Here is a 15,068-nt window from a genome sequence, read left to right on the forward strand (position 1 = left end):
ACCAGCCGGTTCACTCCTTCAGCGCCGACCAGCCCGCGGGCTGCGCGGGGTCGAGCGTGCGCCACTGCGCCAGGACCTTCGGGTCCTGGGCGTCGAGCCAGTCGGTCAGCTCGCGGAACGAGACGCAGCGCACTTCCTTGCGCCGGCAGACGTTCTTCATCACGTCCTCCACCGCGTCCATGTAGATGCCGCCGTTCCACTGCTCGAAGTGGTTGCCGACGAACATGGGCGCACGGCTGCCGTGGTAGACGCGCTCGAAGCCGGCGAGGTAGGAGTCGCGGGTCTGCTCGCGCCAGGTGTCGTACATCGCCGGATCGCCGTCGGTGAGCCCCTTGGACTGGTTGTACAGGTAGTTGAAGTCCATGGACAGCACCTGGAAGTCCTTGCCGGGGAACGGCAGCATCTGCAGCGGCAGGTCCCAGACGCCGTTCTTCTTCGACGGCCAGATCTGGAAGTCGCCGGACGAGCTGGCGTCGTAGCGCCAGCCGAACGGCTTGGACGCCGGTATGAGCGTCTTCTGCCCCTCCAGGCACGGCGCCCGCCCGCCGACGACCTCACGGGTCGGGTCGAAGGGCAGCGGGTCGAGGTCGGTGAAGCCGGTGTTCGTCTTCCAGTTCTGTACGAAGGAGTAGAACTGGTCGATCTCGCTGGTCCACTCCGCCTCGCTCCAGTCCCCGCCGCCCTTGGCGCCGCAGAAGTGGCCGTTGAAGTGGGAACCGATCTCGTGGCCCTCCTTCCACGCCTTGCCGAGCTGGTCGAGCGTGGTGCGGATGTGCTCGCGCGTGGGGTACGCGATCGCGGCCGCTCCCTGGCCGTGCTGGGGCGGCCGGTACAGGTTCTGCTTGTCCTTCGGCAGCAGGTAGATGCCGGTGAGGAAGAACGTCATGTGCGCGTTGCTGTCCTTGGCCACCTGGCGGAAGCGGGAGAAGAGACGGTCGTCGCCCTCCAGGGCGCCGTCCCAGGAGAAGACGACGAACTGGGGAGGGCGCTGCCCCGGTTTGAGCTTCTCGGCCTTCAACTGCCCCGGCTGCGGTCCGGTGTACGAGGTGGAGCCGTCGCCCAGGACCTTCACCCGGCCGTCCCACTCCTCGTCCTCCGCGTCCTTGTCGCCGCCGCCGTTCTTCTGGCCGGCCGCGGGCCGCGGCGCGGGGGCGGACGTACGGTCGGCCGACGCGGTGGGGCCCGTGTCGTCGCCGCCGTCCGTCAGCAGGGGCACCAGGCTCGCACCGGTCGCCAGGAGGACCGCGGCCGCGCCCAGGGCGACACCGCGGGTGGTCGCGCGTTCCCGCAGCCGGCGCACGGCCGGGTTGTTGCGGATCATCGGATCTTCTCCCCCTCGCTCGCGGCCCGGCGCGGTGCGCCCTCCACCGCGTCCGTGTACTGGTTCCAGATGCGGGCGGGGCGGTCGGCCCCGGCCGTCGGGTCGCCGCCCAGGCCCTTGAGGGGCAGGGGCGCCAGACTCTTGGTGAGGTCCATGCGGTACACGACGACGGCCGTGGCCTCGGTCGCGGTGTAACCGGCGTACCACCGTGCCGTGTCGTCCCGGGTGCCGCCCGGCTTCCCCGCCTTGCGGCTCGCGTCCACCGTGAGGGCGTCGGTGACCTGGGCGGCCACCCCGGGGCCCACGGCGCGCTTCTTGCGCGGTGCGGCCAGCGGGACCGGGTCTCCCTCGTGGGTGACGCGCCGCACCGAGTACGGCTCGGTGTGCGTGCCCCCGGCCGCGAACATGCTGTAGGCGCCGGCCACGCGGATGGCGCTCGGCGTGGAGTTGCCGAGGGCGAAGTCGGGCACCGGGGGGCCGAGGCTGGAGCTGAGCAGCCCGGCCGCCTGGGCGGTGCCGCGGACCCGGTCGAGCCCGACGTCCATGCCGAGCTGGAGGAACGGCGCGTCGGCCGACTCGGCCATCGCCCGGCGCAGGCTGATGCTGCCGTGTGAGCGGCCGTCGAGGTTGGTGCCCTTGAGCATCCTGCCGGCGCGGTCCCAGTAGGGCCCCTCGGGCGTCCTCAGCGGTACGCCGTCGTTCGCGTCGTACACCGTGGCGGGGGTCACGGGGGCGCGGGGGCCGCCGCGTTCGCGCCGGACGCCGTGTTCCAGGGCGGCGGCGTAGACGAGCGGCGTGAAGACGGTGCCGGCCGGGACGGTGGCGGCGTTGGACTCGTTGAACGCCTGCTTCTGGTAGTCCGGTCCGCCGTGGACGGCCAGGATCCGTCCGTCCGGGGCGAGGGAGGCGGCTCCGAACCGGGCGTACCGGTCCGCGGGGCGCTTCTCGGGGTCGAGGGTCGCCCGCGCGTCGCCGACGGCCTTGGTGAGGGCGTTCGTACGGCGTCTGTCGAAGGTCGTGTAGACCTGGTAGCCCCCGAGGTCGAATCGGGCGTCGGAGATGCGTCCCGCCCGCTTGGCGTACGTCTCGGCCAGCTCGACGAGGTAGCCGTTCTGGCCGCCGACGGTACTGGGCGTGGTGGGAAGCCTGGGTTCGGGGAACACGGTGTAGCGGGCGCGCTCCTCGCGGGACAGCCGGCCCACCTCGACCATGCGGTCCAGCGTCCAGGACCAGCGCTCGACGGCCCGTTCGCGGTTGGCGGCCGAGAGGGCGGGGTCGTAGAGCGACGCGCCCTTGAGGAGGGCCGCGAGGAAGGCGCCCTCACTGGCGTTGAGCTGGGTGACGTCCTTGCCGTAGTACGCCTGGGAGGCGCGCTGGAGGCCGTACGTACCGCGTCCGAACCAGCTGGTGTTGAGGTAGTCCTCCAGGATCCGGTCCTTGCTGTGGTGCCGGTCCAGTTTGACGGCGAGGAGCACCTCGGTGAACTTGCGGGAGAACGACTGGTCCTGGCTCAGGTACACGTTCTTGACATACTGCTGGGTGATGGTCGACCCGCCCTGGGTGTCCCCGTCGCCGATCGTCCGCCACAGGGCGCGGGTGACACCGCTCGCGGAGACGCCGGGGTCGGAGTAGAAGTTGGCGTTCTCCGCGGCGAGCACCGCCCACCGGACGTGCTCGGGGATCTTCTCCAGGGGCATCTCCTGGCGCCTGACCCAGCCCGTGCGGGCCATCGGCGAACCGTCGGACCAGTAGTAGACGTTGTCCTGCTGGGTGGCGAAGCCGTTCAGGTCGTCGGGTATCTCGGTGCGGACGTAGGCGACGGTCACGACTCCCGTGAGGGCCGCCACGGCCATCACGAACGCGGCGAGTGACTGCCGCCAGGACGGGACCCACCGGCGCCAGCCGCTCCTGCCGGATCTCGGATAGTCGGGGCGGCGCAGGCCGCGGGAGGAGCCGGACCTCGTCCGCCTGCCGCGGGCCCTGGCCACGGGCCCGGCCGCCGCGGCGCGCAGGGCTTCCGCGATGGTTCTGTAGTTGACGTGCTTGGTCATCCCCGTCCAGCCATGACTCTTGGCCCGGCCCCGCGGACTGACGTCCGCGGCTGTCCGGCCCGGCATCCGATTACCGGCGCGATGAAGCAACACGCGAGCGCCCCCCAGGTCCTGACTGAGAGTGGCGCTCGCGAGGTCACGTAAAGATAACAGGCCGGTAGGACAATCCTACGGAGACGGTCCGCCGGCGGGCGGCGGACAGACGGACAGGCAGTCGGGCGGGCGGAGGGCGTCAGGGCGTGGACCGGAACGGCGATCCCTTCACGAAGCCGCCCGCCGAGTCTTCCCGGAGCCTTCCGCGGAAGCGTCCGCCGAGCCCTTCGCGTTGCCGAAGGCCAGCCCCGAGCCGGTCAGGCCGACGCGGATGCCCGCCCCGTCCACGGTCACGTCCCGCAGCCGCAGGTCCCCGGCCGACCTGGGCAGCTCGAAGGAGAGCGAGAAGCGGTCGGCCAGCTGCGGCGGGCGCAGCTTGAGCAGCGCGCCGACCAGCGCGGGATCGATCCCCGCCTTCTCCAGCAGCCACGGGTGGTCGATCACCAGGTCGACCAGGTTCACCTTCGCCAGCCGCTGGAGGAACACCGGCGAACCGGTCAGCCGGCTCAGCTCCTTCTCGCCGCGCAGCGCACGGTCGATCTCGGACCGGGGCAGCCCCAGGCGCTCGGCGATGGCCGGCACGCCGAGCAGCGCCTTGAGGTCGGCCGCCTCGCGACTGATGCGCCGCGCGGCCTCCGGGTGCAGGCGCAGGCCCGACCGCGCGGGATCGTCGCCCGGCCGGTAGGTGAAGAGGCCGGGAACGTCCAGGCTCATGTTCTCGACGGTCGTCGACACCGCCCGGTCACCGTCCCGCCGGACGTGCGCCTCGGCGCGCACGCTCACCTCCCGGCCGGCCACCGGCAGGCTCCCGAGGATGCGGATGCCGTCGCCGCCCGCGCTGCTGAACCGGACGTGGGACGCGCCCAGTTCACGGTTCAGGTCGTCGAAGGAGAGCAGCACGTCGCCGTTCATCCGGTCGACGACGGCTCCCTCGACGGAGGAGGGCAGGTCGCCGACGATGCGTATGTCGTCGGCCGTCGCGTGCACCTCGGCCAGGGACACCTTGTCCGCGGCGACGTCGGGCACGGTCACGTCCACCGAACGGATCCGCTTGTCCAGCACCTGGGTGAGGAAGGGGAACCCGGCGATGTCGACCTGGGGCCTGGCGGCGAGGTGCAGGGACTGCTGGATCTTGTCCTCCGCCTTCTCCTCGGCGTACGCCACGGCCAGCCGGTCACCGGTGACCAGGAGGACGGCACCGACGACGGCGGTGACACCGAGCTTGAACACCACCGAGACGGCCGCGAAGCGGCTCCTGCCGCGGTGGTTGGGCGGCGACCACTCCTCCTCGTCGTCGTCCGAACGGATGCCGAGGCCCTTCGAGCCCCGCCGCGCGGAAGCCGCCGGCTGGGTGAAGTCGGGCTCGGGGTCGGCGAGTTCGGCCAACTCCTCGTACGGATTATGGGGATGCGACGCTATGCGTGTGGGGGGGCGCATCAACTCATCCCATCACGGCCCCCACCGGTCCACGCAAGTCCGCCGGGCCGCGTGCGACGAGACATACGACACGTCACGGGCGCGTTCAACCGGCGGGGACACTTTTCCTCGCCGTCAGCCCAGCGCGTCCAGCAACTCCCGCTCACGCCGGGCGCCGAGGCCGGCACGACGCTCCCGGTCCAGACCCTGCTCGCGCTCCCAGGCCAGGGTGTCGGCCAGCATCGCGGCCCGCGACCGGTGCCGGAGCCCCGCGGTGTACGCCGCCGCCCCGCTCCGCGCCGACCACCCCTCCGACCCCGGCCGCACCAGCCACATCGGCAGCGACTCGGCCCCCATGTACTCGGCCACGCCGTTCGCGAGCAGCCACGCGGAACCGGCGGCCACCACCGGACCGGTGTGCCCGCCGACGGTGCGGGACAACTCCAGCCACTGCGAGAACGCGACGGCCGGACCGACGGCGTCGTACGTCCCGGTCGTCCCCGCTTCCGCCGCGTCCAGCAACCAGGAGGCGAGGTCCCGCACGTCGACCGCCTGCGTCGGCAGGCCGGGCGTGTCGGGAACCAGCATCGGCCCGCGCGGGTCGCGTGCGGCACGGGCCACCCAGTAGCCGGAACGCCCGCTGTGATCGCCCGGCCCACCGATGAGACCGGCGCGCGCGACCAGCAGACGGTCGCCCACCGCCCGCGCCGACGCCTCCTCACAGGCGACCTTCGCCTCCCCGTAGAGGGCGCGGTCCACCTCGGCGCGAGCGGTGGGGGTGAGCAGGGCCGCCGACTCGTCCGCGCCCAGCACGGCGTGGGAGGCGTAGGCGCTGATCGAGGACACGTACGTCCAGTGCCCGGCCCTCCCGCCGAGCGCCCGAAGCGCCTCCCGGACGAACCCGGGCTGCCACGACACCTCGACGACCACGTCCCAGTCGCGGTCGAGCAGCGACGCGTACGCGCTGGGATCGCGCCGGTCGGCGGCCACCAGCCGCGCCCCGGCCGCCACCTCGCCGCTCTCGCCGCGCGCCAGGCACGTCACCCGGTGACCGCGCTCCACCGCCTGCCGCGACAACTCCCGCCCCAGCCACGCCGTACCGCCCAGAACCAGTGTCTCCATGCGGGCACCCCATCACGCGCCCCTGGCACCCGCCCAGGACTATTCGCCGACAGCAGACCACCGCGTCACGCCGCAGGCCTCCGCCTCACGCCGCAGACCTCCGCGTCACGCCGCAGGCCTCCGCCTCACGCCGCCCCCGAGCCGGGCAACGCGGCGACCACCTCGTCATCCTCGCGTTCCCCCGTCAACTCGAAGCCGAGCCGCTCGTACAGCCGCGCGGCGGCCGTGTTGTCCGGGTGGTACGACAGGCATATCCGCCGGCAGTCGGGGCGGTCCTCCAGCAGCCGGACCAGCGCCCGGACCGCCGGACCGCCCACGCCCCGGCCCTGCTCGGCCGCGTCGACGACCATGCCGCCGATCCAGTACGCGTCGCCCTCGTCGTCGTACGCCCACATGATGTGGCCGACCACCCGGTCGTCCGCCGTGATGCCCAGCGACGTCCACACCCCACCGCGCATCGAGAGCAGCAGATACCGGGCGGCGAGCGCGGCGACGAAGCCGCGCTGGTCGTCACGAGGGGCCACGTCCGCCACGGCCCGCCAGTTGTCGTCGTCCACCGGTACGAGGCGGATGGCGCGCCCGCTCCGGTCATAGGTCTGCTCGTTCACCGGGACACCTTCGCCGACCGCACCCGGTCGGCGCAATGGGATTCGCCGGCACCCGGCGACACGGGCGAGGTCCGCCGGCGCACCCGCTGTCCATGATCGGCTTGCCGTTGCCGTTGCCGTTGCCGTTGCCGTTGCCGTTGCGTTTGGCGTGCCTGGTGGTGCTGACACCAGGCTCGTCACGCTCTCCCCGTACCACCGGCCCCCCGGCCAGGATGATCCACATGAGCCGACGCACCATTCTGATCACCGGCGCGAGCCAGGGCCTGGGCCGTGGCATCGCCTTCGAACTCGCCGAGCGGGGCCACACCGTCCTGCTGCACGGCCGCGACCGCACCCGTATCGAGGCGGTGACCGCCGAGGTGAGGGACACCGTCGCCGACGCCTCCGTACGCACCTACCTCGCCGACCTGGCCGACCTCGACCAGGTGCACGACATGGCCGCCCGGATCCGCGCCGCCGAGCCCCGCCTCGACGCACTCGTCAACAACGCCGTCGCGGGCGGTGGCGCGGAGCCCCTCCGCCGGGAGCTCAGCCGGCAGGGACACGAACTGCGGTTCGCCGTCAACCACCTCGCCCCGTACGCCCTCACCCGCGACCTGCTGCCCCTGCTCACCGCCTCCGCGCCCGCCCGCGTCGTCAACGTCGCCTCGATAGGGCAGGAAGCCGTCGACTTCGACAACGTGATGCTGGAGCGGGACTACGAGGGCCTGCGCGCCTACTGCCGCAGCAAGCTCGCGATGATCACGGCGACGTTCGAGCTGGCCGCCGAGCTGGAAGGGACCGGCGTCACGGTCAACACCCTGCACCCGGCGCACCTGATGGACACCGCGGGAGTGCGGGACTACGGCCTGACACCGGTCACCGGCGTCGAGGAGGGCGTACGCCCCACCGTGCGGCTGGTTCTGGACCCGGACCTCGCGGGCACCACCGGGCGCTACTTCGACCAGTTCACCGACGCGCGCGCCCACGAGCAGGCGTACGACCCCGAGGCCCGCACACGTCTGATGGAGCTGACACACCGTCTCCTGGGCCTGCGCCCGCCACGTGGGTAACAACAGTGACCGACCCGGCAGGGGTCCGGCGGCACGGCGGCAATCAGCGGCTCGCGCGGTCCAGGGCGGCGGCGCGGAGGGACAGCAATGTGGCGGTGGCCTGCCGGGCCGAGTCCGGGAGCGCGGCCTCGACGCGCTCCTGGGCCGTGCGGGTGGCGCCCGCGAGGCCGCTCTCGCTCTGGCACCTGGCATCCCGGCGGGCGATCTCCACCTCACGACGGCCGACCGCCCGCAGCGGGGCGCGGGGCGCGGCACGCTCCACGGCGTCCTGGATCACACCTCGCGCCTGCTGGAGCGTGGAGACCCGCTCGCCCGCGTCGCGCATGCAGGCCGCCCAGTCCTGCTGCGCGGCGAGGAACGCACGGTCGGCGGTGACCCGGGCGACCACCTGGGCGGCGAGCCCCGCGACGGTGAGTTCGGCCTGCTCCCACGCGCTCCCGTAGAGCGCTGTGCGCGCGGCGTACACACAGCCGTCGGTGTTGATGCGCAGCGAAGCGGCTCCCGGCGCGGTGAGCGTCCTGTGGTGCCGGCCGCTGCCGGTGAGCGCACGGTGCCAGGCGGCGCGGCGCTCCGCGTCCCACGTGGCGGGCAGCGGCTCGTTGGGGTCCTCGGCGGCGCCCGCCAGGGCGGTGGCGGAGATGCCGTAGCCGTGCGCGGCGGCGTCTCGCCCGGTCAGCAGCCCGTACGGGTTGTCCGTGCCCCCGGTGGGCCGGCGGGCGGGAACGGGCCGGTAGGGGAGGCCGCGCCGCAGCATGCACGACGTCACGGCCCGCTCCTCCGCCTCGTGGAGCGCCCGGGTTTGCTCCGGGGAGACGGTGCCGGCACCCCGCAACGGCACGGGCAACGGACCGCCGTCGCCACCGCCGCGGGCAGGTGCGTCGGCGCACCCGCCCAGGGCCAGCAGGATCAGGGCGATCACCACCGCCGGTCGTCGTCGCCGCAACGGATCAGCACCAGCGGTTCGACGCGATGTTCTTGTAGAACGCGGAGCCGGCCAGGTTGCCCACGCCGTAGCCGCGCGGAATGTTCATGGAGCTGCCGGTGGCGCCCCTGCCGCTGTAGATGCGGACGCTGCACTGCGTGCCGGAGTTGGACACCGACACGGCGTTGTTGAACTTGTTGTACTGGAGCAGGTTGTCGTTGTTGCCGTACACCGTCCCCGGGTCGCCCGAGTAGTTGGTGCTCAGGTAGGCGCACAGGGCCCCCGACGGGCAGGGCGCCGCACTCGCCGTCGTGGCCGAGGCCATGGTCAGGCCCAGACCGACCGCGGTGAGAGCGGCACCGCTCACTAACAGCCTTCGCAGCATTGTCGTTCCCCTCCCATTTCCTCCCGTGCCGGGCGGCACGGGCCGGGACTCAGCCTGCTCCTCCAGCCGCCCGGCCGCAGGCGTTTCGGTGCCCTCTGCCCGGTTTCGCACCCACGGCCGACCGGAACGGGCCCCTTGACGCAGCCCGGTTCACGCCCGGGCCGCCGCGTCAGCCGTACGCACGGTGGCAGAGGCTGACGATGGCGGGGTCGGCCACGCCGTGGGAAGCGCGGCACAGGTCCCGCATGCTGACGGACTGGCGGGGCAGGGGCCTGGTGACCGCCGGCCCGGTCCGCTTCTTCCGCGGTGTCCCGGCGGGCCGCCGGTCCCGCTCGGACGTGTGTTCCCTGGCGGTGTCCCGTACCCGGCCCGCCGTGCGTTCACGGGCCGGCGACCGGCGGTACGGCGCCCCTGCCGCCGCCCGGCCCGCCGGCTTCTTCGCGGCCGGCGGGGGAGCGGTGCCGAGACCGGTTCCGGTTTCGGTCCCGGGTCCGGTTTCGGCGAGCTCCTCGCGGGCGGGCGCCGGGCTCGGGACGCGAGCCGGCGGTACGGGGGATACGGGGGAGGACAGTTCGCCCGCCGGCGCGAGACCGGGACGCGGCGGGGCGGGCGGCCCGCCCCTCACGGTGGTGCACGCGGAGAGGGCCAGGAGGGCGGCGAGGACGGGCGGGGCGATCCGGCGAAGGCGCATCCCCCCACGGTGCCTCGTGCGCACGGCTCCGCACCGGTACGCGCGCGCCGACCACCGTCACGAGTGACGTCCGACCCCGACGTCCGACCCCACGACCTGCCGGGCCGCACGGGCCGCGCACCGGCGAGCGGCCCTTATGCTGCTGGTCCGGGTCACCACCGAGAACGACGGGGAGCGGAAAGCGCGATGGGCAAGCTCGGGGAGAGCCTCGACAAGGCGGTGGAAGGCGTGTTCACCCGCCCCGTCCCGAAGTCGGCCCCGGCGCGGATGCGCTACCTGGTCAAGCAGCTCAAGGGCACCAGGCCGGTCGCCGACCTCCTGGGGATCTCCCAGCGCACCGTGGAGCGGTACGTCAGGAACCAGATCAAGCACCCGCGCAAGGACCTCGCCGACCGCCTGGAGCGCGAGGTGAGGCGGCGCTGGCAGCCCCAGATCCGGGCGAAGGCGAAGAAGCAGGCCGCCACCACCGACGGCATCGTCATCGACACCAGGGCCCGTTTCGGTTTCACCGCCGCCCCGGGCTCCACGGACGACGCCCGGCTCCGCCACCTCACGCAGGCCCTTCCGCCGCAGTACGCCGCCCGGCTCTTCGAGGCCAGGGACCGGGGCGCCTCCGAGCGGCAGCTGCGTGACATCGCGGCGGAGGGCCTCCAGGAGATGTACTTCAGGGACCGTGGCCGCCGCGCGTCCGGCCTGCTGGTGGAGTTCACCGACATCGACTACGTCGACTTCGAGCTCTGACGCCCTGCCCCTACGAACTGCCCTTACGAAAATCCCGTCCAGCGGCAATCGGGTTGAACTCCGGTCGGGTGGACGGGCAGGCTTGCGCGGTGATCGTCGAGCTGGCCCCGCCCACCCTGGCCTGGGCCGATGTGAACCCCGCGCGGTATCCCTTCGACAGCGCGTCGGTGCCGCGGGTGGTCCGGTCGCTCGGGCCCGCCCGGAACGTGCCCAGCCGCCCCGACATCCCCTTGGGTGACACGGCGATGTGCGCCTGGAGCTGGGACGAGGGGAGGCCGTGGGCCGACGCCATGTCGCACGCCCTCGCCGAGTACTACGGCCGCTGGACCGTGGGCTGGCGCTGGGCGCACGACGAGGGCGACTACGACGGAGGACCCGTCGGGAGCTGGTGCTGCCCGCGCGACTCCATCACCACCCCGGAGGAGACGCTCGACCGAGTCGTCGCGGCGCTGTGCGAGTGGCGCGAGTGGCTGGAGAGCCTCGCCGGGTGGTTCGACGCGTACCCGTTGGACCTCACCGACGTCGAGGACCAGCGGATCCTCTGGGAGCGCGCCGCGCGGAACCTGATCCTGCAGGTGACCGACCGCACCGGATGCGGCAGCGGCTGGTACGGACACTGCCGTCAGGTGCTCACCTGGTTCCTCAGCCACTGGGGCGTCGAACCCGGCCTCGCCCAGGAGCTGGTCGACGAGGCGATCGGCGGGAGGTTCGCCAGCTGGACCGGCCCCGGCCCGCGGCTGGTCGACGACGTCGCGGAGCGGCTCGCCCTGTCGCTGCGGCCGGACGACCGCGCACGCCCCGCCGGGCCCGCGACGCGGGACCACCTCGAGCGCTGGCTCGCGGTGCGCGCGACCGTGCCCTGGTGCGAGGCCCCGGACGGCGGCGGGGACGAACCGGTGGTCCCGGCGCGCGATGGCGCGGCGGAGGACATACGCGCCTTCGACGGCGCCTTGGACCCCGCCCGCGCCCAAGGCCTGCTCTCCGCACTGGAGTTGCTGCGAGCCGACGCGGCGCGCGGCGCCCCGCTCGACTTCGCGCTGATCCAGCGCTGGCAGCGGCACGTGCTGGGCACACCGCAGCCACCGCCGTTCCGCGACGCGCCGGCCTTCGCCAAGGGCGGGCGGGAACGCTACGGCATCGGCCCGGACACACGGGCCCGCCTCGACGCCTGCCTCGCCGAGAGCGCGCGCCCCGCCGAGAACGCGCTCCACATGGATCGGCCCAGTGAGCGGCCCCTTCCCCTCACCGCCCGGGCCGCACGCGCCTATCTCGACGTGTGCTTCTTCCACCCCTTCGACGACGGCAACGCCCGGTCCGCCTTCCTTACGCTCGTCTTCGTCCTCGCCCGCGAGGGCGTCGCGCTCGACGGGGTGAGCCTGCTGCGGCGCGTCACCTTCCAGGCCGACGAGCCGCAGGACGCGCTGATCCTCACGCGGTACGTCGACGTCCACCTCGCGGAGACCCGGCGCAAGAACGCCTCCCCCCGGTGATCCAGAGCGCCCGCCCGGCCGCTCGTGCACGGCGCGCCCCCGTCGGTCATGCGCCCGGGCCGGGGCGGGGCCGGGAGCGGAACGTGCGGCGGTAGGTGTCCGGGGCGACGCCCACGGTCCGGGCGAAGTGGCGGCGCAGGGTGGTGGCGGTGCCCATGCCGGTGGCCGTCGCGATGGTGTCGACGGTGTCGTCGGTGGTCTCCAGCAGTTCCTGGGCATGGCGGATGCGCTGGGTGTGCAGCCATTGCAACGGGGTGGTGCCGGTCACCTGCCTGAAGTGGCGGCCCAGGTGGCGCGAGCTCATCCGTGCCTGACGGGCCAGGTCCTCCACGGTGAGCGGCTCGCCCAGCCGCCCTAGCACCCAGGGGAAGAGGTCGGCGAGCGGATGGTTGCCCGGCTCGGGAACGGGCGTGGCGATGAACTGGGCCTGGCCGCCGTCCCGGTGGGGCGGGACGACCAGGCGCCGGGCGATCTTGTTGGCGATCGACGAGCCGTGGTCCAGGCGGACCAGGTGCAGGCACAGGTCCATGGCGGCGGCCTTGCCGGCGGAGGTGAGCACACGGCCGTTGTCGACGTACAGGACGTCCGGATCCACCGTGACCTCCGGGTGGCGCCGGGCCAGTTCCCGGGTGTGCGCCCAGTGCGTGGTGGCGCGTCTGCCGTCGAGGAGGCCCGCGGCGGCCAGGACGAAGGCGCCCGTGCACAGCGAGGCGACCCGCGCGCCCGCGTCATGGGCCGCGCGTACGGCGTCGACGAGTTCGGCCGGAGGGTCCTGGTCGGTGTCGGCCCACCCCGGGACGATCACGGTGTCGGCGCGTGCGAGGTGGTCGAGCCCGTGGTCGGGTTCGAGCGTGAAGCGGTCGACCCGTACCGCGTCCGGACCGCACAGCGAGAAGTGGTACCAGGGGTCCACGATGTGGGTCAGGTCGGCGCCGAAGACCTCGACCGCCAGCGAGAGTTCGAAGTGCAGCATGCCATCGGTGATGGCCAACGCGACAGTGGGCATGTCCGGAATTGTATGGGCCGTGTCGTTGCGGACACTCGTGCGGGGATGCCACTCCGCGACAGGATCTCCGTGCCGGGCGCGGCAGGTCGACAGGGACCGGTCAAGGGTCGCCCACGTGCGGACGAGAGCGGGGAGTTGGCCGATGGGATCGGGTCAGACGGTGGCGGGTCAGATGGCGGCGAACAAGACAGTGGCGGGTCAGACAGTGGCGGGCCGGACGGTGGCGGGCCGGACGGTGGCGGTGTTCGGCGCGTACGGGCACACCGGGCGGTTCGTGGTGGCGGAGCTGGTGCGGCGCGGATTCGTCCCGGTGCTGTCCGGCCGTGCTGCCGGAAAGCTGGAGGCGCTGGCCCGCGAGACCGGGCTGGAGGCGCGCGTGGCGTCGGTCGACGCACCCGGATCGCTCGACCGGGCGCTGGCCGGCACCGCGGCCGTGATCAACTGCGCGGGCCCGTTCGCCTCGACGACCACCCCCGTGATCGAGGCGGCCCTGCGGTCCGGGATCCCGTACCTGGACGTGGCGGCCGAGCTCGAGGCCAACCTCGACACCTTCGCGCACTTCACCGACCGGGCACGGGAGGCGGGCGCGGTGGTCGTCCCGGCGATGGCCTTCTTCGGGGGACTGGGCGACCTGCTGGCCACCGCGGCCATGGGCGACTGGACCCGCGCCGACGAGGCGCACATCGCCTACGGCCTGAGCAGCTGGCACCCCACCGCGGGGACCCGGCTCTCGGGCACCGTCTCGCGGGAGCGGCGCGGCGAGCGGCGCATGCGCTTCACGGACGGGCGGTGGGAGTACCGTACCGACGCCCCGCCGGTCCTCGAGTGGCGCTTCCCCGAACCGACGGGACTCCGGTCCGTCATCGGGGAGTTCACGATGGCCGACGTGGTGACCGTGCCCAGCCACCTCTCCATCCCGGACGTGACCACCTATATGACGGCCGAGGCCGTCCGGGACATCGCGGCGCCGGACACGCCGGCCCCGTCCGCGGCCGACGGCAGCGGACGGTCCGACCAGACCTTCGTCATCGACGCGATCGTGCGGTCGGGCGGCGCCGAACGCCGCGCCGTGGCCCACGGCCAGGACATCTACGCCGTCACGGCCCCGCTCGTCGTGGAGGCCCTCGACCGCGTCCTCACGGGCCGCACCCGTACGGTCGGTGTCGCCGCCGCGGGCGCGATCTTCGACGCCCCCGACTTCCTGCGCGCCCTGTCCCCGCACATCACCCTGGAACCGCTCCCGTAGCTCCTCCGGCGTCCGTCCGCACGGCCGGGGCGCCGAGGAACCGGTGGAGCGAGGCCGTCAGGGCGGCCACGAAGGTGTCGCGCACCGGTTCGGCCACCAGGTCGAGCGACAGGTAGGGGTTGAGGTCCTCCAGCTCGACCAGGAGCAGGTTGCCGTCCGGGGCGCGGCAGGCGTCCACGCGCTGGACGCCGTGGTCCAGGGTGTTCCAGTCGATGAAGCGCCGGGCGAAGGCGAGGTCGGCCCGCGTCGGTTCGTAGGGCCGCAGTTCCCAGCGCCGGGTGGGGTCGGGGGCGTGCAGGGCGTACTGGAACGCGTCGTCGACGAAGACGAAGGACACCTCGTAGCGGAAGTCGACGCGCGGCTGGACCAGGATGCCGTCGTACGCCAGGTCCGGCAGCCTGCCCGGTGACACGAGGCGCAGGCCGATGCTGTCCGCTCCGGCCTTCGGCTTGACGACGTAGGCGTCGGCCTCGGGCAGACGGCCCAGGTCCTCCGGTCGGTCGACGGTGGGGATGACCGGGTGTCCGGCCGCGCTCAGGTCCAGCAGGTACTGCTTCCCGGCCATGTCGGCCCGCCCGGTCAGCGGGTTGTACACCCGGGTGCCGCGCGCTGCGGCGGCATCACGGAAGGCGTCGTACTCCTCCTGGTAGTGCAGCACGGGGCCGCTGTTGCGTACGACGACGGCGTCGAACCGGTCCATCAGGGCCCTGGCGTCCCGCGGATGGCACAGCGCGATGTCGAAGTCGGCACGCAGCCGGGAGGACAGGAAGACGTCCTCGTCGCCATAGCGCCGCCCCCGCGCCGGATAGGCCAGGTCGGTCACGTAGAGCAGGGCGGGGCGGGCGGGCATGGGCCGACTCCTCGATCGTTGCGTTCGTCCATCGTGCCAGCTGGTGGGCGCGCGCCCTCGTCCCCTCCCCACCT

14 protein-coding genes are annotated in these 15,068 nt (G+C 73.1%); 4 read left to right on the forward strand and 10 right to left on the reverse strand.

Annotated features, from left to right (window positions below; genetic code table 11):
* Positions 1–10: 10 nt before the first annotated feature.
* From EIZ62_RS31205 to EIZ62_RS31225, 5 genes are all read right to left on the reverse strand, one after another.
* The gene (locus tag EIZ62_RS31205) at positions 11–1,321 is read right to left on the reverse strand and encodes a polysaccharide deacetylase family protein (RefSeq protein WP_156696009.1); all 1,311 of its coding nucleotides are present in this window, start codon (positions 1,319–1,321) and stop codon (positions 11–13) included.
* On the reverse strand, positions 1,318–3,372 hold the full coding sequence (locus tag EIZ62_RS31210; protein ID WP_156696010.1) for a transglycosylase domain-containing protein: 2,055 nt from the start codon (positions 3,370–3,372) through the stop codon (positions 1,318–1,320). The genes EIZ62_RS31205 and EIZ62_RS31210 overlap by 4 nt, the downstream gene beginning before the upstream one ends.
* A gap of 261 nt (positions 3,373–3,633) precedes the next feature.
* Entirely contained in the window at positions 3,634–4,902 is a 1,269-nt protein-coding gene (locus EIZ62_RS31215) for an LmeA family phospholipid-binding protein (RefSeq protein WP_156696011.1), read from the reverse strand.
* 114 nt (positions 4,903–5,016) lie between these two features.
* On the reverse strand, positions 5,017–6,003 hold the full coding sequence (locus tag EIZ62_RS31220; RefSeq protein WP_156696012.1) for an NAD-dependent epimerase/dehydratase family protein: 987 nt from the start codon (positions 6,001–6,003) through the stop codon (positions 5,017–5,019).
* Between the two features lie 125 nt (positions 6,004–6,128).
* The gene (locus EIZ62_RS31225; RefSeq protein ID WP_156696013.1) at positions 6,129–6,611 is read right to left on the reverse strand and encodes a GNAT family N-acetyltransferase; all 483 of its coding nucleotides are present in this window, start codon (positions 6,609–6,611) and stop codon (positions 6,129–6,131) included.
* A 221-nt stretch (positions 6,612–6,832) separates the two neighbouring features.
* Between EIZ62_RS31225 and EIZ62_RS31230 the strand changes: the two genes are divergently transcribed.
* Complete coding sequence (locus EIZ62_RS31230) at positions 6,833–7,663, forward strand: SDR family NAD(P)-dependent oxidoreductase (RefSeq protein ID WP_156696014.1); 831 nt, start codon at positions 6,833–6,835, stop codon at positions 7,661–7,663.
* 43 nt (positions 7,664–7,706) lie between these two features.
* Here the strand turns inward: EIZ62_RS31230 and EIZ62_RS31235 are convergent, their stop codons facing one another.
* The 3 genes from EIZ62_RS31235 to EIZ62_RS31245 all read right to left on the reverse strand — a co-directional run bounded on the left by EIZ62_RS31235 (position 7,707) and on the right by EIZ62_RS31245 (position 9,661).
* Positions 7,707–8,606, reverse strand: coding sequence for a hypothetical protein (locus EIZ62_RS31235; protein WP_156696015.1), 900 nt, complete (start codon positions 8,604–8,606; stop codon positions 7,707–7,709).
* A 4-nt stretch (positions 8,607–8,610) separates the two neighbouring features.
* Positions 8,611–8,952 (reverse strand): peptidase inhibitor family I36 protein, encoded by a 342-nt coding sequence (locus tag EIZ62_RS31240; protein ID WP_244376062.1) that lies wholly within the window; start codon positions 8,950–8,952, stop codon positions 8,611–8,613.
* Between the two features lie 187 nt (positions 8,953–9,139).
* A complete protein-coding gene (locus tag EIZ62_RS31245; RefSeq protein WP_156696017.1) occupies positions 9,140–9,661 on the reverse strand; it encodes a hypothetical protein in 522 nt (173 codons plus the stop codon).
* A gap of 186 nt (positions 9,662–9,847) precedes the next feature.
* Here EIZ62_RS31245 and tpg point away from each other — a divergent pair, with 186 nt between their 5' ends.
* Together tpg and EIZ62_RS31255 are read left to right on the forward strand one after the other, a co-directional pair.
* Complete coding sequence (tpg, locus tag EIZ62_RS31250) at positions 9,848–10,402, forward strand: telomere-protecting terminal protein Tpg (protein ID WP_156696018.1); 555 nt, start codon at positions 9,848–9,850, stop codon at positions 10,400–10,402.
* Between the two features lie 89 nt (positions 10,403–10,491).
* The gene (locus tag EIZ62_RS31255; protein WP_167536451.1) at positions 10,492–11,892 is read left to right on the forward strand and encodes a Fic family protein; all 1,401 of its coding nucleotides are present in this window, start codon (positions 10,492–10,494) and stop codon (positions 11,890–11,892) included.
* 46 nt (positions 11,893–11,938) lie between these two features.
* On the opposite strand, the gene EIZ62_RS31260 is transcribed toward EIZ62_RS31255, so the two are convergent.
* Positions 11,939–12,898 (reverse strand): helix-turn-helix domain-containing protein, encoded by a 960-nt coding sequence (locus EIZ62_RS31260; RefSeq protein WP_156696019.1) that lies wholly within the window; start codon positions 12,896–12,898, stop codon positions 11,939–11,941.
* Between the two features lie 241 nt (positions 12,899–13,139).
* Between EIZ62_RS31260 and EIZ62_RS31265 the strand changes: the two genes are divergently transcribed.
* A complete protein-coding gene (locus EIZ62_RS31265; protein ID WP_156696698.1) occupies positions 13,140–14,144 on the forward strand; it encodes a saccharopine dehydrogenase family protein in 1,005 nt (334 codons plus the stop codon).
* Here the strand turns inward: EIZ62_RS31265 and EIZ62_RS31270 are convergent.
* Positions 14,122–14,994 (reverse strand): ATP-grasp domain-containing protein, encoded by an 873-nt coding sequence (locus EIZ62_RS31270; protein WP_156696020.1) that lies wholly within the window; start codon positions 14,992–14,994, stop codon positions 14,122–14,124. The two genes, EIZ62_RS31265 and EIZ62_RS31270, sit on opposite strands and share 23 nt — an antisense overlap.
* Positions 14,995–15,068 lie beyond the last annotated feature (74 nt).

Origin of the sequence: Streptomyces ficellus (assembly GCF_009739905.1) — a bacterium.
In the GTDB taxonomy this organism is placed as follows: Bacteria; Actinomycetota; Actinomycetes; order Streptomycetales; family Streptomycetaceae; genus Streptomyces; species Streptomyces ficellus_A.